This is a genomic window from Breznakiella homolactica, assembly GCF_016616095.2.
GTDB classification, from domain to species: Bacteria; Spirochaetota; Spirochaetia; order Treponematales; family Breznakiellaceae; genus Breznakiella; species Breznakiella homolactica.
This window is the reverse complement of the sequence record NZ_CP067089.2, coordinates 619,590-643,139: the sequence shown is the minus strand read 5'-3', so window position 1 is coordinate 643,139 and position 23,550 is coordinate 619,590. Positions and strand designations below refer to the sequence as shown.

20 protein-coding genes are annotated in these 23,550 nt (G+C 55.5%); 8 read left to right on the top strand and 12 right to left on the bottom strand.

The annotated features are described in order from the left end of the window. Window position 1 precedes the first annotated feature (1 nt). Genes JFL75_RS03200 through JFL75_RS03190 form a run of 3 tightly spaced genes read right to left on the bottom strand, consistent with a single transcriptional unit; the run spans window position 2 to window position 3,207 of the window. Window positions 2–1,315 carry an SLBB domain-containing protein gene (locus tag JFL75_RS03200; RefSeq protein WP_215625255.1) on the bottom strand — a complete coding sequence of 438 codons (1,314 nt, stop codon included), beginning with the start codon at window positions 1,313–1,315 and terminating at the stop codon, window positions 2–4. Beyond that, window positions 1,312–2,706 (bottom strand): hypothetical protein, encoded by a 1,395-nt coding sequence (locus JFL75_RS03195; protein WP_215625254.1) that lies wholly within the window; start codon window positions 2,704–2,706, stop codon window positions 1,312–1,314. Before JFL75_RS03195 ends, JFL75_RS03200 begins: the two co-directional genes overlap by 4 nt. Before the next feature lie 12 nt (window positions 2,707–2,718). Continuing rightward, window positions 2,719–3,207, bottom strand: coding sequence for a divergent PAP2 family protein (locus JFL75_RS03190; RefSeq protein WP_215625253.1), 489 nt, complete (start codon window positions 3,205–3,207; stop codon window positions 2,719–2,721). Window positions 3,208–3,255: 48 nt separating this feature from the next. Between JFL75_RS03190 and JFL75_RS03185 the strand changes: the two genes are divergently transcribed. From JFL75_RS03185 to JFL75_RS03175, 3 genes are read left to right on the top strand one after another with little or no spacing between them, the layout of a single operon-like run. Beyond that, the gene (locus JFL75_RS03185; protein WP_215625252.1) at window positions 3,256–4,230 is read left to right on the top strand and encodes an RluA family pseudouridine synthase; all 975 of its coding nucleotides are present in this window, start codon (window positions 3,256–3,258) and stop codon (window positions 4,228–4,230) included. 25 nt (window positions 4,231–4,255) lie between these two features. Beyond that, on the top strand, window positions 4,256–5,119 hold the full coding sequence (locus tag JFL75_RS03180; RefSeq protein ID WP_215625251.1) for an ATP-binding protein: 864 nt from the start codon (window positions 4,256–4,258) through the stop codon (window positions 5,117–5,119). 9 nt (window positions 5,120–5,128) lie between these two features. Next, window positions 5,129–6,313 (top strand): tetratricopeptide repeat protein, encoded by a 1,185-nt coding sequence (locus JFL75_RS03175; protein ID WP_215625250.1) that lies wholly within the window; start codon window positions 5,129–5,131, stop codon window positions 6,311–6,313. Between the two features lie 220 nt (window positions 6,314–6,533). On the opposite strand, the gene pcnB is transcribed toward JFL75_RS03175, so the two are convergent. After that, the gene (gene pcnB, locus JFL75_RS03170; protein WP_215625249.1) at window positions 6,534–7,712 is read right to left on the bottom strand and encodes a polynucleotide adenylyltransferase PcnB; all 1,179 of its coding nucleotides are present in this window, start codon (window positions 7,710–7,712) and stop codon (window positions 6,534–6,536) included. An 81-nt stretch (window positions 7,713–7,793) separates the two neighbouring features. Continuing rightward, complete coding sequence (locus JFL75_RS03165) at window positions 7,794–8,756, bottom strand: alpha/beta hydrolase (RefSeq protein ID WP_215625248.1); 963 nt, start codon at window positions 8,754–8,756, stop codon at window positions 7,794–7,796. Between the two features lie 56 nt (window positions 8,757–8,812). Here JFL75_RS03165 and JFL75_RS03160 point away from each other — a divergent pair, with 56 nt between their 5' ends. The 5 genes from JFL75_RS03160 (at window position 8,813) to JFL75_RS03140 (ending at window position 14,909) form a co-directional block, all read left to right on the top strand. Continuing rightward, a complete protein-coding gene (locus JFL75_RS03160; protein ID WP_215625247.1) occupies window positions 8,813–9,994 on the top strand; it encodes a class I SAM-dependent RNA methyltransferase in 1,182 nt (393 codons plus the stop codon). Next, the gene (locus JFL75_RS03155; protein ID WP_215625246.1) at window positions 9,991–11,700 is read left to right on the top strand and encodes an outer membrane protein assembly factor BamB family protein; all 1,710 of its coding nucleotides are present in this window, start codon (window positions 9,991–9,993) and stop codon (window positions 11,698–11,700) included. Before JFL75_RS03160 ends, JFL75_RS03155 begins: the two co-directional genes overlap by 4 nt. Before the next feature lie 289 nt (window positions 11,701–11,989). Further along, complete coding sequence (locus tag JFL75_RS03150) at window positions 11,990–13,579, top strand: P83/100 family protein (protein WP_215625245.1); 1,590 nt, start codon at window positions 11,990–11,992, stop codon at window positions 13,577–13,579. 68 nt (window positions 13,580–13,647) lie between these two features. Next, window positions 13,648–13,971, top strand: coding sequence for a hypothetical protein (locus JFL75_RS03145; protein ID WP_215625244.1), 324 nt, complete (start codon window positions 13,648–13,650; stop codon window positions 13,969–13,971). Between the two features lie 74 nt (window positions 13,972–14,045). Continuing rightward, window positions 14,046–14,909, top strand: coding sequence for a MurR/RpiR family transcriptional regulator (locus JFL75_RS03140; RefSeq protein WP_215625243.1), 864 nt, complete (start codon window positions 14,046–14,048; stop codon window positions 14,907–14,909). Window positions 14,910–14,947: 38 nt separating this feature from the next. Here JFL75_RS03140 and JFL75_RS03135 read toward each other — a convergent pair whose 3' ends face one another. From JFL75_RS03135 to JFL75_RS03105, 7 genes are all read right to left on the bottom strand, one after another. Beyond that, the gene (locus tag JFL75_RS03135; protein WP_215625242.1) at window positions 14,948–15,862 is read right to left on the bottom strand and encodes a GNAT family N-acetyltransferase; all 915 of its coding nucleotides are present in this window, start codon (window positions 15,860–15,862) and stop codon (window positions 14,948–14,950) included. Continuing rightward, window positions 15,859–16,779 carry an ROK family protein gene (locus tag JFL75_RS03130; protein ID WP_215625241.1) on the bottom strand — a complete coding sequence of 307 codons (921 nt, stop codon included), beginning with the start codon at window positions 16,777–16,779 and terminating at the stop codon, window positions 15,859–15,861. Before JFL75_RS03130 ends, JFL75_RS03135 begins: the two co-directional genes overlap by 4 nt. Window positions 16,780–16,789: 10 nt before the next feature. Then, the gene (locus tag JFL75_RS03125; protein WP_215625240.1) at window positions 16,790–18,613 is read right to left on the bottom strand and encodes a class I mannose-6-phosphate isomerase; all 1,824 of its coding nucleotides are present in this window, start codon (window positions 18,611–18,613) and stop codon (window positions 16,790–16,792) included. A 121-nt stretch (window positions 18,614–18,734) separates the two neighbouring features. Beyond that, the gene (locus tag JFL75_RS03120) at window positions 18,735–20,177 is read right to left on the bottom strand and encodes a hypothetical protein (RefSeq protein ID WP_215625239.1); all 1,443 of its coding nucleotides are present in this window, start codon (window positions 20,175–20,177) and stop codon (window positions 18,735–18,737) included. Window positions 20,178–20,255: 78 nt separating this feature from the next. Beyond that, a complete protein-coding gene (locus JFL75_RS03115) occupies window positions 20,256–21,113 on the bottom strand; it encodes a carbohydrate ABC transporter permease (RefSeq protein ID WP_215625238.1) in 858 nt (285 codons plus the stop codon). After that, entirely contained in the window at window positions 21,110–22,024 is a 915-nt protein-coding gene (locus tag JFL75_RS03110; protein WP_215625237.1) for a carbohydrate ABC transporter permease, read from the bottom strand. Before JFL75_RS03110 ends, JFL75_RS03115 begins: the two co-directional genes overlap by 4 nt. A gap of 153 nt (window positions 22,025–22,177) precedes the next feature. Then, a complete protein-coding gene (locus JFL75_RS03105) occupies window positions 22,178–23,440 on the bottom strand; it encodes an ABC transporter substrate-binding protein (protein WP_215625236.1) in 1,263 nt (420 codons plus the stop codon). Between the last annotated feature and the right edge of the window lie 110 nt (window positions 23,441–23,550).

Sequence of the window (23,550 nt, the reverse complement as noted above, 5' to 3'; positions counted from 1 at the left end):
CCTACCCTCTCCTCAGCGCCATGGTTCTGATGGCGGTACTCACGGCTATCTTGGATGGGCAGACCACATCGCAGCAGCCGCATCCATGGCATTCCCGGGCCCGGTCAATTACGGACGCTCCGAGCTGCGGATCGGATAAAACCTGGGCGCTTTTATACAAAGCCTCCGGGTCGAGGCCCACGGGACACACGGTCCGGCACTCTCCGCATCCGATACACTGGTACAGTCCGGTTTTCCCGGTCTGTTTGTCCAGGAGAGCGACAATGGCGTAACTCGTTTTTGTCACCGGTTCATCCAGGTCGAGCACCGGCCGGCCTAAGAGCGGGGAGCCCACGGCTATATGGCGGGGTTCCTCTATGAAACCGCCGCATTCCGCAAAGACCTCACCGATCCGGGTACCCAGGCGGACTTTTAAGACCTTCGGCTCCTTGACCGCGGAACCGCCCACCGCCACGTACCGTTCCAGAATCGGTTTTTTCAGTATCACCGCGTCATGGACCGCGGCCAGGGTTGAAGGGCTGAAGCTGAGCAGACTGCCCAGGGGAACCCCTTCTTTCTTTTCATACAGCCGCAGGGCGTATTCCAGCTCCCGCTGGTTCCGCTGGGGGTACCGGGATCCCACGGCAACGGTGCTGACGGGAATCCCGAAGGTTTCCGCCTTTTCAACGAGCTGCTGCCCAAGGTCAGCCTCCCGGTGGGTAACGGCAAAAACAATACGGTCGGCTCCGGCCGCCCGGGCCGCGATGGCGCTGCCTTCCGCTACGGCCCTCAGCCGTTCCCGGCAAAGGATATAATCGGCCGCAAGCCAGGGATCGTCAAAAACGCAGCGGACCACCAGGCTGAGGGAACCTTTCCGGGAACCCATTTCATGGATAAGATCCACCACAGGCCTGCCGCTGCCTTCCATTTCAACAATGCCGTAATGGGATATGATGCGCCGCAGCTCCGGCGCGCTGAGCCCCATCCAGGGGAAAATTTCCTCCCGGCGGCCCAGTTTGTCAAAGGAACCTTCCAGGTATATGACCATGCCCTCGTTGGTCTGGCCGTCGGACATCGTCCAGGAAACCCTGCGGACGATCTTTCCGGGGACAGTGGCGTGGACATTGGCCGACCCGGTACCGCTTCCTCTGCCGATGAGCATACCTTCGGTTACCTGATCGCCCACCGAAACAACGGGATAAGCCTTGCTTCCGCTGTGCTGTATCAGGGGAATGACCGAAAGGGCCGGTAAAAACGCAATAGTACTCGATTCTTTTGAAGGAACCGTATCGTCTTCGTAATTGATCCCCCCGCGGGGAAACGTATATATCTTCATGCTGCAATCCGTTTGTCATTATACAAGTTCATACGTCTTTTTATTACCCCTTCCCGGGCTTTAAAAAACATAAAGGGCATACTTAACGCCAGCAGTATAATAATCGAAAGAACATCCCCTGGTACATAGTCAGCCGTGAATTTTCCGTTTTCCCCGCCCTGGAGCATACCAAGGATACCTTCCAGTGAAAAATCAATCCCGGAAGTATCCTGAAGGCCGGAACCGAGGCCGGTCTGGCCCTGAATAAGGCCGTCGGGTCCGAGAAAATAGCTGCCGTATCCGGGTTCCTGGTGTTCCAGGGAAACCAGGGAAAACGCGGTCTGATAGGCGATGTGTTTTTCAAAATCAGTTTTTGTTACGGGCAGCCCGTCATGGACGCCGGAATACGCCGCCGGTTCACCGGAAGCGAAAAAAAAGAAGAATCCCGCCAGAGCCCCAAGGGCAAAGGGCAGCAGTGAACGGTGAATATACCCGAGATTCCGGGAGGACGGTCTGATGGGCACCGGTACAAAACGGATGTGGTTGACCGCCTTTCCTTGGGAGGCGCTGTTCCGGAGGGCAGCGATAAAAACAACCGCCGAAAGGGGAACCGCGGCTAAGCAGAAAAGCGGGGATATTCCTCCGGTAAAAACCAAGGCACTGAATCCTATTACCAGAAGTCCCAGAATAATGCCCTGCGGTCTGGAAAGGAAGATTTTGCCCCGCACGACCCGGTTGTACCGCAGGGAGAGAAAATACTCCCCCAGGGGGTCGCAGAGTATAGAAAAAATCATAAACAGCAGCGCCGCCGCGGCAAACCCGGGAATTCCGTACAGGGAAAAAGCCGTCAGAGAGGGGGCCGTATAGACCAGCACGGCCCGTTTTGTTGAATAATACAAGCTGGCCGCAAAGGCGGCCAGAAACAGAATACAGGGAACCATCACCGGCCGGGTGTAGCCGATGATTTCAGCGGAATAGGGAATATCCCCCAGGGCGGCGTCGATTTTTTTCAGCAATGGAGCGGACCGGCCGCCGGAAGTGTTGCCTCCGGCGGGAATATACACATGCCGCCCGCCGGAAGTAACAAAGAGGGAACGCAGTTTTTCCGCGTAGCCGTCATTCCGTGGGTCAAAGGATTCTATCCGGCTTTCATAGCCGTCCAGGGACACGGACCGGAGTTCCCCGAAATCATCGTAATACACAATCTGGGTTGATTCCGATTCATACCCGCTGATGCCCCCGCCGTCCAGACGGCGGGTTATCTCCCGGTCGGGGTACAATGCGTCGACGGTAACCACCGCGTAGGCGGCGCCCTGCTGGGGAGGCATAAGTTTTGCGGCAAAAAAAATCAACCCGGCACCGATCGCCAATGCCGTAAAAAACGTTATGACTGTTGATTTGTCGATTGCCATAAGGATTCCAGTTTACAGATATGTCACGGCCGCGGCAATGATGATGCCCAGCAGCGCGCCGATTACCACTTCCAGAGGCGCATGTCCGTGAATTTCCTTTACCGGAGTATACTCTATTCCCAGCCGGTCGGCCGCGGACCGGCCTAAAAGGTTAAGGGTTTTTGCCTGGATACCCGCGGACCGGCGCACACCCATGGCGTCCCGCATCACCACCAGGGAAAAAAAGAGGGTCACCACAAATAAATTTGACCCCACCCCTTCGTTCAGAGCGATCGATACCGTCAGGGCAGATACCAGGGAGGAATGGCTTGAAGGCATACCTCCGGTCCGCCAGATAAGGGTTTCCAGTACTTCCCGGGGGGTTTTTCTCCCGGACCTAAGCAGCACAATAATAGCTTTTATCAGCTGTGCAAAAAACCAGCTGGAAACAGCCGACAGGAATATCGGATTCTCAAAAAACGCTTTTAGAGCTTCACTTTTTATAGATTCGGACCATGCCATTACTTTACCATCTCCCAGTAGAGGCCTTTTGTCAAGGGCCGCCACTTTATGATACAGTACAGTATGGAATTAACTCTCACCGCAGGCTCCGATGACGACGGCCGCCGCCTGGACCGGATTCTCAGAAAGGCCCTGAAAGATCTGCCCCTGTCGGCGGTCCACCGTCTTCTGAGGATGAAGCATGTCCTGGTAAACGGAAAACCCGCCGCCGGGGAGTACCGGGTAAACGCGGGAGATACGATTACAATTCTCGGTGTCTCCGGGAATTTTTCCCGGCCGCCGCAGGCGGCTCCTGAAGCGGCGGCGCGCGGAACCGCCGGAGATGTACCGGAGGTCCTCTTCGAAGGAAGCGGTCTTCTGGCGCTCAATAAACCCAGGGGAATCCCGGTCCACGGAGAGAACAGCCTTGACACCAGGGTACAGGCGTACCTGGGGCCGAAAATTCCTCCGTCCCTGTCGTTTAAACCCGGACCGCTCCACCGGCTGGATACCCCCACCAGCGGAATTATCGTATTTTCCGCGGATATTGAAGGGGCGCGGTATTTTTCCGACCGCCTCCGGAAAGGCGCCATAGAAAAATTCTACATTGCCCTGGCGGACGGCGAACTGCGGGAAAACCAAATCTGGAAGGATGAACTCCACCGGGACCGCCAGACCAGGGTCACGAGCCTGGCGACGGAAGGCGGCGGCCGTTACGCGGAAACCCGGGTAATCCCCCTGGCGGCGGACCGGTCCCATTCCCTGCTGCTCCTGAAACTGGGAACCGGCAGAACCCACCAGATCCGTGCCCAGAGCGCGGGGCACGGCCATCCCCTGACGGGGGACCACAAATACGGGGGAAGCCCCCAGCAGGGGGGCCTGCTCCTCCACGCGTTCGCTCTCCGGTTCCCTGAGGACCGTCCCCGGGAAATCCCCGAAACCCTTACCGCGCCCCTGCCGGACTACTTTCTCCGCCGGATTGGTGAACTTTTTGGAAATATGGGTGATATTTTTGGAAAAACCCGGGATTTTCCCCTCCCATGAACGGTACTCTTAATGTTATAATGGAATGAGAATGTTCCGGGATATTTTTTGGACCCTCCGGGGAGTAAAAGTCTACGCCCTCATCGGTGAAAGCGGCACCGGCAAAAGCTTCCGGGCAAAACTGGTGGCCCAGAAATTCGGCATCGACTTTATTATCGATGACGGCCTGCTTATTCGGGACAACCACATCCTCGCCGGCCATTCGGCAAAAAAAGAAAAAACATTCCTGGCGGCGGTCAAGGTTGCCCTGTTCGATGAAAAATCCCACCGCGATGCCGTGGCGAAACGGCTTCAGAGCGAAAAATTCAAAAAAATACTTATTCTGGGAACTTCCGAAAAAATGGTGAACAAGATTGCCGTCCGGCTGCAGCTGCCGCCGCCTTCAAAAATTATTAAAATTGAAGATATCGCCTCCCGGGAAGAGATTGAGAAAGCCATCAGAACCAGAAAAATAGAAGGCAAGCACGTCATTCCCGTGCCGTCCATTGAAGTAAAACGCAATTATCCGAATATATTTTACGACGCAGTCAAAATATTCAAGAAAAAAAAGGTCCCCACCCACCTGGGGCCGACTCCGAAGGTCCACGAAAAATCCGTGGTGCGGCCGGAATACTCAAAGCGGGGAAAGGTCATAATTTCCGAGGCCGCCCTGAGTCAAATGGTTATTCACTGCGTGGATGAGTATAATGAGAATATTCGGATTAAGAAAATCCTGGTTAAGGATGATGACGCGGGGTACCGGCTGGTCATAACCATCGATGTCCCCTACGGAACCCAGCTCGCGGGAAATATCCATGAACTGCAGCAGTACCTTATCGACAATATCGAACGGTATACGGGAATCCTTATCGAGGAAGTAAACATAATTATTGATAAAATAATTCAATAGGAGCTGTCCATGAATAGTACCGTACGACGAAACGCCCGCATCCTTGCCGCGGCGTTATTGATTCTGCCTCTGGTTCCGGCGGTTTCCCAGGAAAGCGGACCGGCCATGGCTTCCGCCAAGGGGTTTAACTATGAGGTAATCTCCGAAGGGGGCGAAGCGGCGGCGGAAAAACTCGTCCGGCAGATGGACCTCCGGTTCGAAGTGTACAACCGGGTATTCCGGTTCACCGATACCCTGATTGCAGAGCCCCTCAAGGTACGGGCCTTTGAAAGTGAAGAACACTACAATGACTATATTACCAGCCGGCTCGGAAGGCCCCGGGAGGGCTGTGTATATCTCCACTACCAGCGGCCGGAACGCCGGGAACTCGTGGTCTACCGGAACAGCGAAGCCTCGGAACGGCTGCTTTCCCATCAGGGATTTATCCAGTTTCTCCGGGCATTTGTCCCCAATCCGCCGTCGTGGCTGCGGGACGGTTTTGCCATATATTTCAGCACCCTGAGTTTTGACCAGGAAAGCGGCAGCATTCAGTATGAGGAAAATCTCGCCTGGCTCAACACCGTAAAATCCTGGGGCGGGACCGGACCGTCCATGGAAGCCATCCTCATGGCGGACATTGAGGGAATCCCCGAAAACTTCGCCCCCGCGTCCTGGGCGCTTATTTCATTTCTCCTGAACAGCGGAAACGAAGATTACCGCCGGACATTGTTCGAATCCTTTATGGTGCTGTCGCCCTCAGCGTCCGCCGCGGAAAACAGCATGGCCGTAATGGCGCGGATGCGCAACTGGATAAATTCCGCCGCCCTTAAGCAGGATTACGACAATTATCTGGAGTCCCGGCGGACTTTTGCGGAACTGGTGGATCTCGGCAGGACAGCTTATACAGCCAAGGAAACGATCATGGCGGAACTGTATTTCCTCAACGCCCTGGAGCTCAAGCCCACCCACTACGCGCCGTATTATTATTTGGGACTGCTTGCCTATGAGGAAAAAAGCTATGAACTGGCGGAGCATTACTACCGGTCGGCTCTCCAGTACGGCGCCGACCCGGCGCTGCTCAATTACGCCCTCGGCCTGAACGCCCTGTCGTCGGGGCGGCCCGTTGAGGCAAAAGCCCTGCTCCGGGAAGCCTCCCGTCTGGCGCCGGACCGGTACAAAGACAGGGTCGACGAAATGCTGGAACGGATTCCGTAAGACCGGCAGCAGGGTACCGTATTATACCTAACATCGCCGCAAAAGCATGGACATGCCAATCCCTGGGGTCCCGTGTGATGGAAACAATGCCCGGGGCCGGGTATTGCTTTCCACCCGACACCCCGCGGTTCCTGCTCCCGACATGCTTCTGTGATACGGCCCGGATATACTGCGGTTACCCTGCCGCAGAAGAAAGGGCATACCGGTAAGGAAGGTTTTCCTATTCGGCGGCAACCCCGGGACCGGTTTTTCTGCGCCGCCGCCGGCGGCGTTTCTTTGCGGGAACGTCTTCCCCGGCAGCGGCAGTTCCCGGGGAACCGCCGCGATCCTGAGCCGCAGCGCCCCGGCCGCGCTCCGGAGTACGGGTCCGTTTTACGGTGATTCCGTGTTCCTTAAAAATGAGCCGGACAGCCTTTTCCAGTTCAACCCGGGGAGGATTCATGGGAAGCACAAAGGTTCTGGCCTCGGCCAGGGCTTCCTTGTACTGTTCCCCCCCCGCGTTGCTCCAGTCCACGGAATCTTCCAGGTAATCCCGGATCAGAGCGGAAAAAACCGCTCCGTCCCCGGCCTGTTCGCCGGCAGCTGCGGCGGAGAGACTGTTCAGATAGCTGGTCTTGAATTCCTGGCTGTCCTTCATCAGGGCCGATGCCCGGGACTGGAGATAAGTATACAGGCCAAGGCGTTCCAAATTTTCCACGATCGCCGGGGCGCAGGGTGAATGGACTATTTTGTTCATTTCCTCCGTAAGCCGTGACGGAGATACCGGCGCCAGGAGGGGGGCTTCCTTCTTGATTTTCCAGCGGACCCCCAGGGGAATCGTAAATCCCGTGGAAGCGGCGTATTTGGCGGCACGGATCATCCGCACAGGATCATCCCTGAATATAACCTGCAGGGGAATAATCGGCCGGATCCGCTTTTCCCGGAAATCCTTCATGGCGCCGACGTAATCCACCACGACCTGTTCCCCCGGATCATAAAAAAGCGCGTTAATCGTAAAGTCCCTGCGGAGGACATCCTCTTCTATGGTACCGAAGGTATTGCTGGTATGCCCGTCCTTTATGGACCGGAACGTGGATACTTCAAAAATTTTCGGGCCGAAGTACACATGGACCAGCCTGAATCTCCGGCCGATAACCCGGGAATTGCGGAAGAGTTTCTTAATTTTCGACGGACTGGCATCGCTGACGATATCAAAATCCTTGGGTTTTTTTCCCAGCATCAGGTCACGGACCGCCCCGCCGACGATATACGTCTCGTGGCCGTGGGATTTGAGCCGTTCAACAATGGAAATTGCATCCCGGTCAACGTCACCAAGGTTTATGTGGTGTTCATCCCGGGTGTAGACTACGGCTTTTCTAACGGGCCGGCCGTTCTTTCCGGTGGTGTAACGGATACGCAAGGAAGCCTCACAAAAAAATAATGTATCCCGGCCGGCACAGGCAGCATGCTTATCCGGAAGAACCGGCCGGGCGGACCGGTTTCAACGAACCAGGTGTTTTTCTATCCAGGCAAGAAGGTTTGTCGTAACTTCCTCCCGGTTTGTTTCATTCAATGTTTCATGGCGCGCATCGGGGTACAGAACGAATTCAAGATCCGCAATTTCCAGTTTCTTGTAGGCGTTTACCAAAGCGGTGGGACTGGTTCCCATATCACCTACTGGATCCGCGGAACCGCAGAAAATATACAGCGGCAGATCCCGGGGAATACCCATCATAGATTCTTCCCGGTGGATTGCCTTGAGTCCCTGTATCATATCACGGTAAAACCCGCCGCTGCACATAAATCCGCAAAGCGGATCCGCGATATAGGCATCAACTTCCCGCTCATCCCGGGAAAGCCAGTCAAACCGCGTTCTGTTGGGCCTGAAGGGTTTATTGTACGGACCGTCCACCATAGCGTAGATAAACGACGACGGTTTCCGCACGCCTTTTACCGAAGCGGCCAGCGAAATAACGGGAGCGCCGGCGGAGATTTTGAGCCCGTCCGGGCCGCGGGTTCCCGAAAGCATACAGCCCCTGAGCCTGGAACCGCGATGTTCCGCGTAGCCCTGGGCAAGGAACGACCCCCAGGAATGGCCCAGAAGAAACAACGGCGGAACCGCGTTTTCACCGCCGTAGGTCTGTTCTATCCGGTCAAAAACCGCATCGATATCTGAAATTACCGCCGAAAATCCGTTCCGGTCGGCGCAGTGCCCCAGCTGGCCGCCATGGCCGGCATCATTAACCGACAGGTCCGCGGTTTTTCCGTGGCCCCGCTGATCCGCCGCCCACACATCAATTCCCGCGGAGCAGAGGGTATCCGCAAGCCCTTCGTACCGCAGGGAATGTTCCGCCATTCCGTGAACAATCTGCAGCACAGCCCGGGGACTACCCTGAGGAGACCAGCGCCGGAGAAAAAGCTTCGCACCATCATCCCGGTTTAGCCATTGGATCGATTTTTCCATATCATCATTGTACTCCCTATACTATTGTTCATGCAATCATGCTATAGTATTTGTGCATGAAATCGGGTGATTTTTTTACCGCCCCGGTGGAAAGCCTCGCCGCAGGCGGTTCCGGGGTACTGCACCATAACGGCAAGACATTTTTTATGGATTATACCGTACCCGGGGACACGGTCACGGGCCGGATTATCGGTGACAGCGGTTCCTGGGGACGGGCGGAACTGGTGGATCTCCATGAAGCCTCCCCCGGACGCACCGAACCGGTCTGCGGACTGTTCGGAAAATGCGGCGGCTGTTCCCTCCAGCACATGGAGTACGGTTTTCAGCTTGAAGGGAAACAGTCCGTTGTCCGGGACGCCTTTGCCCGGATCGGCGGTTTTCCGGAGCTTCCCGCAGTCGATATTGTCCCTTCCTCACCCTTGGGATACCGGAACCGTATGCAGTTTCACCGGGTCCCGGCGCCGAAGCCCAAATTCCCCCCGGTGGGACTCAAGGAAAAATCGGGCACCGGCGTGGTCCCCCTGGCGGACTGCCCTATCGCGGATTCCGGTATCAGAAACGCCCTGCAAAACCGGGACCTGATACCGCCTCCCGACAAAGACCGCTTTACCGTGTATTCACGGGAAGGCATCCTGCTCCGGGAAGGCGGGACCGCCAGGGGATCCGTATCCCTGGCGGGAAAAACCATCACCATGGACGCGGGGATATTTTTCCAGAGCAACGGCGAAGTCCTGGAAAAACTGGTCCGGGATCTGGTGGCGCTTGCCCAAAGGGCGGATCCGGATCTTCCCGCCGCGGACGTTTACGCCGGGGTAGGAACCTTTTCGGTTTTTCTCCGGGACCGTTTTGGGAAAATTGACCTGATCGAAGGCAATCCCGCGGCCCTGGCGATTGCCCGGGAAAATCTCCGGGGGACGGATTTCGGATTCTATGCCCTCAGGGATGACCACTGGGCTAAACAGCAAACCGCTAAAAAGAAAAATCCCCCCTACGGATTTATGGTTCTCGATCCTCCCCGGGAAGGACTCGCCCCGCCCCTTTCCCTCTGGCTTTCCAATGAAGGCCCGGCCCTGGCGGCGTACGTTTCCTGCAATCCCGTAACCATGGCCCGGGACGCCCGGACCCTGGCGGCCGGAGGCTACCGGCTTACGGAACTCCGTCTCTATGATTTCTATCCCCAGACCGCCCATATTGAGTGTCTCGGCGTGTTTGAACGGACCCCGGGGGGAGCGCGGTGAGATTTTCAATTTTTTTCATTGGGCTGGTCTGCCTGTTTTTTTCGGCAGTGTATCCGCCGGCGGCGGGAGCTCAGGAAGCGAGGGCTGAACCCGTCTGGCGCCAGGCCCTGGGAGGCGCAGCCATCGGTGTGCCCGCGGCTCAGGTCGAATCCGTGGCCGTTGTCTGTGACGGCGGTAACCTCCGGTGCTACAGCCGCGGGGGATCCCTGTTATGGAATTACTTTGCCGGAGGACGGCTTTCTCCCTACGTCAGCCGTTCCCGGGAAGGCACCAGCTATATTGCCCGGACCAACGGAACCCTCATCGCGGTTAACCGTTCCGGCCGGGAGCTGTGGCGGGTTTCCCTGGGCTCTCCCCTGAGCGGACCGGTACTTACCGGCTGGGACGGGCGGATTTTTGTGCCCCTGGGGAACCGAACAGCCTGCTATACCGCCGGCGGCTACCGGTTATGGAACAGTGAATTCGGTTCGCGGATACAGTCCGGCCTTGTTCCGGATGGCCGGGGCGGCTTTATCGTGATCCTGGAGAGCGGTTCCGGAGGAACACCGGAAATCCGCCGGATAAACCAATTCGGCGAAGCCCTGGTCCACCGGACCGATACGCTTCCCCGGGCGGCGGTACCGGTGAGCACCGGGGAAAATCCGGGTACCGCCGACGCCCTGGCGGTTGTGTATCCGGACGGTTCCGTGGAAATCAGAACCGATGCCGGGGAAACCCTTCCCCTGCTGCGGATTTCCGGCACCCCGGCGGCGGCCGTAAGCCGGGGAGACTCCCTGGCCGTGGCCATGACCGACGGAACCGCGGTCCTCTGTTCCCTGCGGGAAGGCACGGTCCTCTGGACCGGAGAAACCCACATCAGCTCCCGGGATTCCCCCGGGGATATTTCCATGCTTTACGATGAACGGGGAATTTACATCCTTTCAAAATACGGCGCCGCGGGCTTTTCCGAAGACGGCCGCCGGCTGTGGATAATCCGCATCCAGGGGGCCGCTTCCCCGCCGGCCTTCAGCGACGAGGGGCTTTTATATTCCGGGGGCGGCGACTGGATACTGTACGCGTACCGTCTGGAGGAACGCATCAGAAACGTCCGGCAGTCCATTTACGGCCCGGCTCCTGAGGCTTCCTACGGGCTGGGGAACCCGCCGCCATCTTCCCACAGCGGGTACTATTACCGGAACGAAGAAGAGGAGCTCAAAAAAAACCTCGGGACCATTGAAGACGCGGTCAGACGGGGATCTGTCGGCCTTCTGGAACCGGAATACATTGCGTATTTAATGGAGGTAGCCGGGAGCGGCACCGCCAATCCCGGCAGCAGCCGGCCGGAGATCCACGTCCGGTACCGGGCGGAGGCTCTTCGGATTCTCTCATTCCTGGGCTCCCGGGAAACCATCCCCTTCCTGACAAGGGTATTCCGGCGTGAACAGGATCCCACCGTTAAAGCCGCCGCCGCCGATGCCATCGGCCGGATCGGGGTTGATCCCGACGGTATTGCCCTGGGAGCCTTTGCCGAAATGGTATTCCCCCCCGGTTTTATCAGCGACGAGCGGCTCCTGCTTTCAATTGTGACGTCCACCGCCGCGCTCTGCCGGTTTTCCGGGCCGCCGTTGAGCGACGCCGGGGTCCGGCTCCTGGTCAGCCTGGGAACCGATGACAAACCGCCGGCGGTCCGCACCCGGGTTCAGCGGGAACTGGCAACCCTGCGGTAGCTGGGACCCTGCGGCAGCAGGATGCGGAACTATACAAAAACCGCGAATTTAATCCGGGAAAGGGGGTTTTTCCTTGTGGATATCGCGATTTTTCTATATTATGGAGGAAACGGATTGATAAATCCGGAAAGCGAATCAACAACCCAGCCCCGAAGGACAGGGTATGTTGGTTCTGCAAGGTAAGGATTGTATGTGGGTTTAATACCCCAAGAACAATCTTCACTTATAAAAAACGTCCTGAAATGCGGGGTATTTAACCCACGTACGAATAACCTTAGGAGCAAAAAAAATGAAGCAGATCCGATGGCATCGGTTTTCGTTTTTCCTCTTTCTCGGCATATACATTCTGAACATTCCGGGAGGAACTGTATCCGCCCAGCAGGTTGATACCGAAGAGCTTGAGAAAGGCCTGAACGAACGGATTGTCTTCATTAACTATGAAGGTCCCCACAGCAGGATTGAAACCCTGGATCAGATCCGGGGAATCGGCTATTCCATGGGACTGGCGGTAAAATCCGGCGCCATCCGGAACGGATCCACCGGGCGGTATTTTATAATCCATTCCGTGTCCGCGGCGGAGGGCGATAAACTCGACGCCGATATCATGGGCCTGGGTATCGATATCGGGGTTGACCATATCCGCAACCTGCGGCTCATCATCCAGGGCTATCTCGAAGGGGCTTACGATTACAGCGTCCGGGACGCGTCCCTTCTGGCGGAATATATTACTATTTACAATGCCGTTTTCCGGGGAAGCTGGAACTACTTCACGTCCCGGTACAAAACCCCGGTAATCGGATACCTGACCCCGGAAAAAGCCGGTCTTTCCACCCGCTTTGACGAGTGGCCCGGACAGACGCTGATGCTGATCCCCATGGAAACGGGAAAACCGGGATCCCTCAGCGCCGTCGATACCAGTTCACTGACCCGGCCCGAAATAATCGAAGAAATGCGGAAGGACGATGACCGGGGCATTGAACAGCGCAAGGATATGGTGGATCTCAAGGAACGGGAGGCCGAAGAAGCCGAACAGAGCGCCGCCGTACAGCGGGAAGCCATCCGGGAAGAAGAGAAAAAAATCCAGGAAGAACGGGCCGCCGCGGAGCAGGAACAGCAGCGTATTACGGAAGAACGCCAGCAGGTCCGGGAGTCCCAGGATACCACGCCGGAGGAAAAAGCCCAGCAGGAACAGCAGCTCGACCAGCGGGAACAGGCTGTTGAACAGAAACAGGAAGAATTAACCCAGCGGGAAGAGGCTCTGGATGAGCAGCGGAAGGAAGCCCAGGAAACCCAGGAACGGGCGGACCGGAAAGCAGAGGAAGCCCAGCAGGAACGGGAAGAAATAGCCCGGGACCAGCAGGATATTATTGTCCAGCAGGACGCCCAGACCGGAGCGGTTACCGGGGTAATCGGCCTCCGTATGGCGGACGGCAATTCCCGGCTCGGCCGGGTCGTTAAGGTTAACCCATCCTCCGGAGAAGAACTCCGCACGTCCGCCCTCAATACGGTCAGCGCCCGGACTCTCAGTTTTTCCGGTACCCGGATTCTGGCCGTGGCCGGTGAAAACCGCGGCAGCGGCGCCGTACGGCTCGTGGAAATCAACCCCGACACCCTGGAAATGGTAAAACAGGGAGATGACGATATCCACCCCGAAAGCCTTCTCTGGATGAATGGAAACAATATCTACGCCATAACGGTTTCGTCGGGCAGTAACTACCTTACCCGGTTCAGCATTGACCTCGTCAGGCAGGCCCGCTCCGCCGTCCCGGTGCATCCCTATGCTTCGGTACTGTTCCAGGGAAACATGCTGCTTACCCAGCGGAATGACGGTTCCGTGCTGATCCTCAATCCCAGTGATCTCACGGAACGGAAGCAATAGGTTCTTTCAGTAAATAAAAAGCGCCGCCGGGTTATTCCGGCGGCGAAAATGTAAAAAAGAGGTAAAAAATGGATTCCCCCGCAAAAGAACAACCGGCTGACTATTTTCTTGAATACACCATCCACGACGATATGGCTGATTCCCACAGCCTTTACCGGGATCTGGAAAATTTCTTTAAAGAACAGTTTGGAACCCTGTCCGGCAGCAAGATTTCATCCACCCTGTATTGGATCAAGGCGGATAAAAAAAGAATGGAACAGCTCGAAGATGATTTCCGCCATTTGATAAGCAATTACGACGCCCGGATCGAATATTTCTATATTGAAGTAAACCTGCTCAGCAGCGGTTCGAACTTTTTTGCCGTAGAGGGCGGAAAAATTCATCTGTACTAATTTTTCGCAGAAACAGCGGGCAAACTAAAAAATATTTTGCTTTTTTCATAGGAGCTCTGTTATAATACAGAAACATGGCAAATCCGCTTTATTTACTTAAAAAGCTTGAACAAAGCAAGATTGCGACGGAAAAAAAACTCGCCGAATTCATTCTGGAAAACCCTAACCGGGTTATCAGCATGAGCATAACCGAGCTGGCGGAAAAAGCGGGAACCAGCACCGCCGCCATTGTCCGGCTCTGCAAAAAACTCGATTATAAGGGATTCCAGGAATTCCGGATTGCCATAGCCAAGGAAATATACACAAAACGGTACGTTACGCACCGGGACCGCCAGACGTCCCTGAATTACGACAGTGAATCCACGGTGGGCGAGATCGTTTCCAATATCCTCGATGTTGTTTCCGACGCGGTAAAAAATACGGATAAGCTCATCAACCGGAACAATATTTCCGTGGTGGTGGAAAAAATAAAAAAAGCCCGGTCCATTCTGATTGTCGGGTCCGGGGCATCGGGTATTGTGGGACGGGATCTGCACCAGAAGCTGTGCCGCCTGGGGTATCTTTCAAGCTTTAACGAAGATATGGACATCCAGACCATCGGCGCCTGTACCCTCACGCCGGAGGATGTGGTGGTGGCCATCTCCTACTCCGGGGAACGGAAAAACGTCATCCGGAGCATCATGGAAGCCAAGAAAAATAAGGCCTATATTATCGCCATAACCCGGTTTAAGGATACCACCGTGGTCAAACAGGCCGATACGGTCCTGTACGTTCCGGATACGGAATCACTCTACCGGGAGGGAGCTTCGATTTCCCGCCTCTGCCAGCTGATTATCGTGGATATTATCTTTTCATCCCTGATTGTCAGTGATTTTGAAAATTCAGTGCCGCTCCTCAATAAGACCTGGCATTCAATCGACCACGAAATTACTGAGTAAGGTTTCTTTCAATACTTGGCTGATTTTTTGAAATTGCCTCAAAGTTCCTTTTCGAGAATTGCCATGGAGCTGAATACGGAGAAGCCGTTTTTGGTGTACATGTTTACAGCCACCGACCCTTCGTCACCCCAGAGAAAATAACTCTCCGGACAGCCGGCTTCTTTCTGTGACCGGAGACAGCCGTGGAGCAGCGCCGCCCCGATGGATTTTCCCCGGTGCCGTGGATCAACCCCTATCGGTCCGAACCGGTTGGGATCGTCGCCCACCATACCGTAAAACGCGAACCCCGCGACTTCCCGGCCGGGGCCGAGGCAGACAACTCCGGTGCAGGAATGAGCCCCTTTGATATACCCTTTCTGGACAGTTTCCACCCATTCGGGGTGGAGGTATTCCCGGCAGAGCCACAGAACCCCTGCCAGGTGTTCGTCCGCGAACGGTTCCAGGGTGAAGTCCCCGGGCATGGGATTGGGCGGTGGTGAATACCTGTCCAGGGGTATTCTCATGGAAACAGGCCGTGACTGGACCGTAAATCCCAGGGACTCAAAAAACGGCAGCCCAATGGGATATTGCTGCGCATCGAGGCCCGGGACGAGATAGTTCCTGGGGTACCCGGAAAAAACCACTTTCCGGATATTCTGTTTTCTGAATTCGCCGGCGAGGTAATCCATAAGGTTCCTGCCTATGCCGTGGCGCCGGCAGCCCTCCGCCACTCCGATAAACTGGATAAAACCTGTTTCCGATTCCCGGTCCGCGGCGCCGCAGGCAACCCCCGCAATTTTTTGTTCCGTACAGGCAACCCGGTACAGGGAAAAATCAATGGGCCCGGCGCAGAACAGGAGGTCGTTGAATTCCCCGAAACTGAGGGGATGGGCCGGAAAAAGGCCGCCCCACAGCCGGTACACCGCTCCGGCGTCACCGGGGACCATAGCCCGGAAGGTCACTGTTTCCATCATCGTTCTCCGTAGCGTTCCGGGACCGGCAGCGCCGCCAGCCCCCGGATAGCTACATAGGTAAAATCCCGAAGGGGCCCGATAAAACGCAGCGCCCCTTTTCCGGAAAGTTCTTTCTCAAGGGCCGGTCCGAACAAAGGGTACCCCTTGGATATCTGGCCTCCCAGCACAAGGCAGTCAACTTCAAGCTCGTCGAGCAGGGGCGCGATGACACTCCCCAGCACCTGCCCCATATTCCGGTATACCTCCCGGGCGGCTTCGTCCCCGTGTTCCGTCGCAAGAATTTCAATCGCCTTTGCGTCGGGCAGTTCCGCTGTACCGGTGAGACGGCGGTATTCGCCCGCAATACCCCGGTTGGATACAATATCCTCGAGGATACCGTCTTTATAGGGCCGCTGGAAAATGGGATACATGGGACCGCCGTGGGGCATCATAACAATGGTCCCGTCCCTGAGGTACCCCGTACCCAGTCCGGTTCCGACGGCAACGCAGAAAACACTGGAAAAGCCCTGTGCGGCGTCGTAGAGATAAGCCCCATAGGTACAGGCGTGCAGATCATGGTGAAAGGAAACCGGCACCGCCGGGGCCCCGAGGACTGCATCGATATGCGGCTTTAAGGGTTCGCCGTATACCGCGGTAAACTTATGCTTCATAATGCAGGCCCCTTTTCCATGGTCAAAGGGACCGGGAAAGGCGAAGGCCACTTTGCCGATCCTGACCGGCCCGGCGGCGGCGATTCCCATCATTTCAGCGAGCATGGCCCGGAGCGCGGACAGGATGGTTTCCCGATCACCCTCGGACCGGGAAGGAAGCTCCCGGAAGCTTTCCGGCAGGATGGTACCGTCCGCATCCACCAGGGCCGCTTTGTAGTATGTTCCCCCCGCGTCCACCGCGAGGGTTACGGTTCCGGAAGCTTTCATAAATTCCCTTTTACTTAAGAACGGTTTTGTGCACCGCCGCCGGCTGGCTGCCCAGATTCTCGATCCGGTAGGCGCCGACCTCTGCCGGTACCACAATGATATCCAGGTACCGCATGGTATAACACAGGGAATCATCGGCTTCCGAAACGACCCGGACCGATTCCCCGTCCGCCAGGCACAGGACATGGAATTTGCCCTTGGTGTCCTGTTTTGCCGCCTTGAGGAATTCTATCCGGCGCAGGGAGAAATACAGAAGGTCGTGTTCCCCGACAATAACTTCCTTCCAGCCGTCTCCGGCATCCGCGTCCCTGGGGGGAACCACCAGGTTTTCTCTGACCCAGGATCCGTTCCGTTCATGTTCCAGGACCCGTTCCCCGTGAGCCGAATGGATCGGCCGCGGGGTACCGTCGAGATCTTTCCGCATGTAGTCGTACATTTTGAAGGTATAGGATCCCACGGTGAGGCTGCCGATTTCCAGGATAAGCTGGTTCCGCCCCGACGCGTGGATTGTTCCCGCGGGAAGCAGAAACTGCATTCCCGGGACGGACTGCTCGGCATGGACGTAATCATCGTAGGGAACGGTTTTGCCGGTTTTTTCAGACTCTTTGATAAGCGAAACGAATTTCCCGCTGTCAGCTCCGTCCCTGAAACCGCAGTAGGTTTTCGCGCCCATACCGGCGGCAACCACGTAATAGCTCTCATCCTGCCGGCCGAGTTCGTCAAAGTGCTCCTTGCTATAGGCTTCGCCGGGATGAACCTGGATGGACATGTTTCCGCTGGAATGCATGGTATCGTCGTAATTAAAACGCATCGGGAAATACTCCCCGAATTTCGCCACACTTTCCTTTCCCAGCAGTTTAACGGCTTCCATCCGGATAAAGGTATAGAAGGGAATATCCACCAGGGTTCCGCCGATATCCAGAACGAGGCTCACCTCCGACGGGATCAGGTCGAACACCCAGGCGCAGTTCTTCATGGTTTCCGGGAGGTTGCGGTAATGCATGACGTAATATCCGCCCCAGACACCTTCATTGTAAACGGGTTTGCACCGGAAGGGCTGTTTGACCAGGGCGTCGCAGGCCTTTCTGAACACGTCCCATTCGACAAGCATAAGATTGTCTTCGTCGTTTCCCGCGATATACCAGTCGATTTCATTGGACTTGAGCAGTTCACCCCGGAGCTTGAGGGACGTTTCAAAATCAACGTAATAGGACCGCCGCATAAGCTCCCGGTAGGTCCGCGGGGCGGAGGTCCCGATGTTGGCCGCCCTGCCCGATTTGAGGCGCAGGACGGCGTTTTTCGGGATCACATCGATATACGCGAGGAAGTCGAGTTTTTCCCGTATTTTTTCGGTGCCGGTAAAATTGCCGTAGACTAGCACCACGGTCCCGGCCGCGGCGCCGCCGATGGTCTTGAGAAGCTCCGCAAACCGGTCATTGTCAAAAAAGGAGTCTTCCCTGCCGTGAAACAGCCGCCCGTATAAAAGGGGCGGATCCTCATCCGTGTCCCGGGGCAGATACTGGCTGAACTGGCTTTCGATTACGTCGGCATCCTTGTAGGCCTCTGACACGGGAACGGCGAGCACCGAAAGGCCGGCCTGGAAAATATTCCGGGAGATCAGACGGACGAGATCATCGAACTGAGCCGTGGCGTATCCGTCGATGCCTACCACGACGGAAGACTTCTTTTTGGCTGCATCCAGTACCGCTTTGGTTATGTGCGACGCGGACTGGAGGTTTCCCGTTATTACCCGGGAATTCTGAGCCCCTTCCCACCGGGGTGTGTTAACCGCAGAATAGTCGTCATAGGGAAAGGGGTTGAACATAAAACTCATGGCAATCTCTCAGTTGCCGCGGGTTACACAGAAAACTGCCCCGCGGCAGGTTATATACTATTGTTACCGCCCCTCCGGATTCCGGAGAGGCGCTGTCCGGCCCGCGGGCCGGGAGCTTCGTCTACAGACCGTAAAACGAGAAACCGCACAGTTCCGAGAGGTCCCTCAGGTCATCGATATAGTCCCCGGGGACCACCACAAAGTGCTGGGTCGTCCCGATGGACAGGATCTTGGTGAAGAACTCCTGCATATCGCAGCCGATGGGCCTGAATTCGGAATGGCTGTACCCGTTGATCCGGTGGGGGCCGTCAATGCATTCCACCCTGCCCGCCACAACCTTGATTTCACCGTCCCCCTGGGACATGTGCACCATGGTTTTCTCCCCCGGGGGAATACGCAGCCACGCCAGGGGCGCCCCGGCGTACTTGTATTTCGTTTTCGCGAACCGGGCGTCAAAGGATATTTTGACGTATTTATCGCTTTCGGGGTAATTGTAATCATTCGGTCCCGCGTGGCCGCCGCAGAAAAGGTTCCGGGAATCGTCGATGTAGAAAGGCTCCACCGTATTAATCTGCTTGCCGGTCAGAAGCTTGAGGTAGTACATGGCCAGGGCGATACCGAGGTCCGCCTCCGGGCACAGGATCGAAAGATTCTTGTTGATAGCGTCGGGGTAAAAACCGGGCCGGAGGCCGATTTTCTCGAAGAGGCGCATATCCACATCGTTTAAGGTCATGGCATCCAGATCGTATGATTCCATCACCTTCTGGAGACCCATGGAATACCGCACCGAGGCGTCGAATTTCTCCTCCGCGATTACACCGTCCATGGGGTACTTGGCTTTGAGTTCGTTCTTCCAGGCCAGGACCGCGTCCTGGGGAATGGCGTCGGAAACCGCCGCAAGCTCATCATAGGGAATAAAGGTTATTTCCGGCCCGAAATTGAAGAGCTGGTACGGATCGAAGTAGGTATTCCACATGATCTCGTTGTACGCCGGCATAACCCCGAACCGGGAAGTCCTGAGGAGGCTCCGTATTTTGCAGAGCGTCGCGTGCCGGATAATATCGTCCCGGCGCTGCTTCGGGGTACCCACCAGTACCTTGGCGTTCCGCCCCATTTTTACAATGGAACCGGATCCCACCAGCATACCCACCAGCCCTCCGCTGGCCAGGAATTCGATCAGGTCGTTTTCGTCTTCGCAGTCCTCAAAGGGAATGGATTCTTTTGAAGGGTAATAATAGATCAGGGGAATGGATATATCCGCGTCCCTGAGAAAACGGACCCAGATATTGTCCTCCGCCCAGGAATGGAACAACGCCAGGATACAGTCGACTTTTTTTTCCGAAAAAATCCGGATCGCCCGGTCCATATCGGCGGCATCGTAGACATCCCCGGGGTTGACGATTTCCAGCGCCCCGGACAGCTCCCGGGTAATGGCATCGGTCTCGCGCCCTACCCGGTCCACGTACGTCCCTGACGCCGTTCCCTCACCCAGGGGCTTAAAACGCCGGGAACCTATAAAAAGAAAACCGATCCTCGGTTTCCGGGATTTTTCAGCAACATTCATCGATAACCTCCTTGAATGTTTTGAACCGGCCCGGGATTTGAGCCCGGGCCGTTCTGAGAATATTCTGTTCCGGTCCTATCAGCCTTTGACTGCGCCAGCGGTCATTCCCTTGATAAAATATTTTGACATGAACATATAAATAATAATCATTGGAATTATGGAAATCGAAAGGGCGGCGAAAATCGAATCCCACTCGATCTGGAACTGCCCGAAGAAGGACGCCACCCCCAGCGGGAGGGTCCGTTTGCTTTCCGAGGAAATAAACACCAGGGGAAAGAAGAAGTCGTTCCAGATCGGGACGATGTTGTAGATAGTCACTAGGGTAATCGACGGCATGGACAAAGGCATGACCACATTCTTATAAATTGAAAGATCGTTGCACCCGTCTATCCGCGCGGCGTATTCCAGTTCCTTGGGAATACCCTTCATAAAACCCGACAGGATAAAAACCGTTGAGGGCAGACCCATGGCGGTAAATATCAGCATGAGCCCTATACGGGTATTGGTCAGGTTGAGTTTGCCCATGAGCAGGAACAGGGGAATGATGGCTGCCTTGAGGGGCAGAACAATCCCGGAGAGGAACAGCAAATACACCACCAGCCGCATTTTGTAGGTATACCGGGACACCCCGTTTGCTGCCATGGACCCGAAGAGGATAACAAAAAACATGGAAACTGCGGTGATCAGGATACTGTTTACAAAATACATGCCGAAGCCGCCGCTTCGCCACACTTTGATATAGTTCTGGTACCGCCATTGTTTGGGCAGACTGAAGGGGTTGAGGAATATTTCACGGGTTGTCTTAAAAGAAGAAATAAACATGTTGATCACCGGGAAAATAACCGCCACGGCGTAGCTGATCAGCAGGATTTGGAAGAAAATATACAGAATTTTTTTTGCCGGCGTGGAATGCCGGAAGCGCAGATCCAGGATCACAGCTCCACCTCCTTTTTCTGGAAAAACAGGATGTTCAGCACCGAAAGAATGAGGCAGAGCAGGTATATAATTACTGAAAGAGCGGAACCTATGGAAACCTCAGGAACCGTCGACGCCTGACTGCCGAAGGCGGTCCGGTAGAAGAGCGTTCCCAGGGTATCCGTGGCGTAGTTAGGGCTGCCGTCCAGGCCCGCCATGGAATAGACCTGTTCAAAAACATTGACACTTCCGATGAGGGTAAGCACCGTGATGACCATCACCGACGGAATAATCAGTGGAAAGGTAATCCGCCAGAAGGTACGCCATTCCGACGCTCCGTCGAGATGGGCCGACTCAAGACACTCGCCGGGAACGTTGTCGATGGCGGCAAGAAAGACCAGGGTCGGGAAACCGATCCACCGCCAGATATTCATAACGATTATGGCGTATGTGGCGGTCGATGGATTGCCCAGCCATGGCTGGAACAGGTGTTCGATCCCGAGAGCGGTAAACAATTTAAGGAAAAGGCCGAACTGCGGGTTGTAATACAGTTTCCAGAGAAACCCCACCGCGATAATCGGAAGCAGTACGGGCATAAAGAACAGACGCTTATAAACCCCATGGCCCCGGATATTCCTGCTCAGCAGATACCCGAACAGAAGGCCGATAGTATTCTGGATCAGCATGCTTCCCAGGAACCATTTTCCGTTGTTTTTTATGGCGTTGAAAAAACGGACATTGTGGGGAAACTGGGTAAAAATAGCCTTGAAATTCTTGAACCCTACAAAATCCTGGCGTTCAAATCCCTGCCAGGAAAAAAAACTGTTAAGCAGCGACGCAAAAAGCGGATAGATTATGACGACGGAAACGATCAGCAAACCGGGAAATACAAAAAAAAGAATCCATAAACTCTGGGTCTTATTCTTCTGCATGAAAAGCTTCTCCTGGGGAATGAGCCTCCGCGGGGCAAGCCCCATCATGACCCGCAGCACACTGCGTCAGATTTTGGTCTGGGCAGCAAATCGGACCGGTGAAAGAGGCCGGCGGACCGTATAACGGTCCGCCGGTTAATAAAACGAGACTGCTTACTTCTGGAAGGGTTTGTAATAAATTGCAATCCCCGTCTGAATATCTTCGGCGACCTTTCTGCTGTTGGCCTGTCCGCCAAGCAGCGCCTGGAGGCCGCTCTGCATCAGGGCGGAACCGCTGGGCTGTTCATACCGGAATCCCACCAGGAATACGTAGGGAGTCGGGGTCAGAGCGGGATTGTTCGCCACCTTCCGGAGGAAAGGAGAAGACGGAACCGTATCGGGGTGTTCCATGATGACACCGAGTTTGTCGCAGAGGAACTGCTGGGCTTCCTTGGAAGCCAGGAACCGCACGAATTTGATAGCCGCTTCTTTGTTGGGTGACGCGTTGTTGATACCGTAGGAACCGTCCATGTAGGACGAAATATACTGGGTATCGCCCTTTTTCGCGGGAGGGCAGACAAAGAGGTCAAAGTTCAGGTCAGGATTCTGGGCCTGGAAATAGGAGGCTTCAAAGGTACCGCCCAGGAAGTGGGCCGCCATATCGTTGATAAAGAGCATCTGCTGTTCCACGTAATCGAGACCGGTAAATCCGCTGGGCATGTATTTGGACAGGCCCGCGAAGGTATCCAGGGACGCGATAAACCGGGGATCCAGGAAGTTCGTCCGGCCGGCAATAAGGGCGTCATAAAAATCGTTCCCGCCGTATACATTGGGGGCAACCGATCCCCAGGCAACTTCCGAAGCCCATCCGGCGTAGGTTCCGTTGGCCAGGCCGGTGATGCCGGCGCTTTTGCATTTCTCGAGGTTGGCGATAAACTCATTCCAGGTTTCGGGAACCTTGAGTCCGAGTTTGTCGTAAATAGCCTTGTTGTAGTAAATAACAATAGACATACTGGCATAGGGAACGCCGTAGACTTTATTGTCGTGGATACTGGTGCTGCCCCCCAGGGACTGCTTGCTGAAAACTTTCAGTTCGGGGATAATTTCTTCGGTAAGAGGCATCAGATAGCCCGGCTGGGCGAACTGTTCGAAATTGCCGTACGCCCGGAGGTGGATAACATCCGCCGCGGAACCGCCTTTGAAGTTGGTGGCCAGCACGGTCTGGTATTCTTCGGTCTTATACGACCGGTATGTAACGGAAATATCGGGATTCTGCTTCTGGAACATACCGATCAGTTCTTCGTATACAGCCACGTCTTCGGTTCTCCAGGAACTGAATGTGAGCTGAACCTTGTTCCCGCTGTCCCCGGATCCCCCTGCAAACAGCAGACCGGCGGTCAGGATGAGAACCATTACTACCAACAGACCCTTTTTCATCACTGTTACTCCTTTTGCGTTTTCAGCATTAAAATCACTATTTATGGTAGCAGAGCTTCCCCCACCCGTCAAGAAAATATTTTTCACGGAGTACATATAGATCACTAAAA

What these genes read in the sequence shown, in the direction of transcription:
- JFL75_RS03200 (WP_215625255.1), bottom strand. Translation starts at nt 1,315, where the DNA reads ATGAAGATATATACGTTTCCCCGCGGGGGGATCAATTACGAAGACGAT.
- JFL75_RS03195 (WP_215625254.1), bottom strand. Translation starts at nt 2,706, where the DNA reads ATGGCAATCGACAAATCAACAGTCATAACGTTTTTTACGGCATTGGCG.
- JFL75_RS03190 (WP_215625253.1), bottom strand. Translation starts at nt 3,207, where the DNA reads ATGGCATGGTCCGAATCTATAAAAAGTGAAGCTCTAAAAGCGTTTTTT.
- JFL75_RS03185 (WP_215625252.1), top strand. Translation starts at nt 3,256, where the DNA reads ATGATACAGTACAGTATGGAATTAACTCTCACCGCAGGCTCCGATGAC.
- JFL75_RS03180 (WP_215625251.1), top strand. Translation starts at nt 4,256, where the DNA reads ATGAGAATGTTCCGGGATATTTTTTGGACCCTCCGGGGAGTAAAAGTC.
- JFL75_RS03175 (WP_215625250.1), top strand. Translation starts at nt 5,129, where the DNA reads ATGAATAGTACCGTACGACGAAACGCCCGCATCCTTGCCGCGGCGTTA.
- JFL75_RS03165 (WP_215625248.1), bottom strand. Translation starts at nt 8,756, where the DNA reads ATGGAAAAATCGATCCAATGGCTAAACCGGGATGATGGTGCGAAGCTT.
- JFL75_RS03160 (WP_215625247.1), top strand. Translation starts at nt 8,813, where the DNA reads ATGAAATCGGGTGATTTTTTTACCGCCCCGGTGGAAAGCCTCGCCGCA.
- JFL75_RS03150 (WP_215625245.1), top strand. Translation starts at nt 11,990, where the DNA reads ATGAAGCAGATCCGATGGCATCGGTTTTCGTTTTTCCTCTTTCTCGGC.
- JFL75_RS03145 (WP_215625244.1), top strand. Translation starts at nt 13,648, where the DNA reads ATGGATTCCCCCGCAAAAGAACAACCGGCTGACTATTTTCTTGAATAC.
- JFL75_RS03140 (WP_215625243.1), top strand. Translation starts at nt 14,046, where the DNA reads ATGGCAAATCCGCTTTATTTACTTAAAAAGCTTGAACAAAGCAAGATT.
- JFL75_RS03135 (WP_215625242.1), bottom strand. Translation starts at nt 15,862, where the DNA reads ATGATGGAAACAGTGACCTTCCGGGCTATGGTCCCCGGTGACGCCGGA.
- JFL75_RS03130 (WP_215625241.1), bottom strand. Translation starts at nt 16,779, where the DNA reads ATGAAAGCTTCCGGAACCGTAACCCTCGCGGTGGACGCGGGGGGAACA.
- JFL75_RS03125 (WP_215625240.1), bottom strand. Translation starts at nt 18,613, where the DNA reads ATGAGTTTTATGTTCAACCCCTTTCCCTATGACGACTATTCTGCGGTT.
- JFL75_RS03120 (WP_215625239.1), bottom strand. Translation starts at nt 20,177, where the DNA reads ATGAATGTTGCTGAAAAATCCCGGAAACCGAGGATCGGTTTTCTTTTT.
- JFL75_RS03110 (WP_215625237.1), bottom strand. Translation starts at nt 22,024, where the DNA reads ATGCAGAAGAATAAGACCCAGAGTTTATGGATTCTTTTTTTTGTATTT.
- JFL75_RS03105 (WP_215625236.1), bottom strand. Translation starts at nt 23,440, where the DNA reads ATGAAAAAGGGTCTGTTGGTAGTAATGGTTCTCATCCTGACCGCCGGT.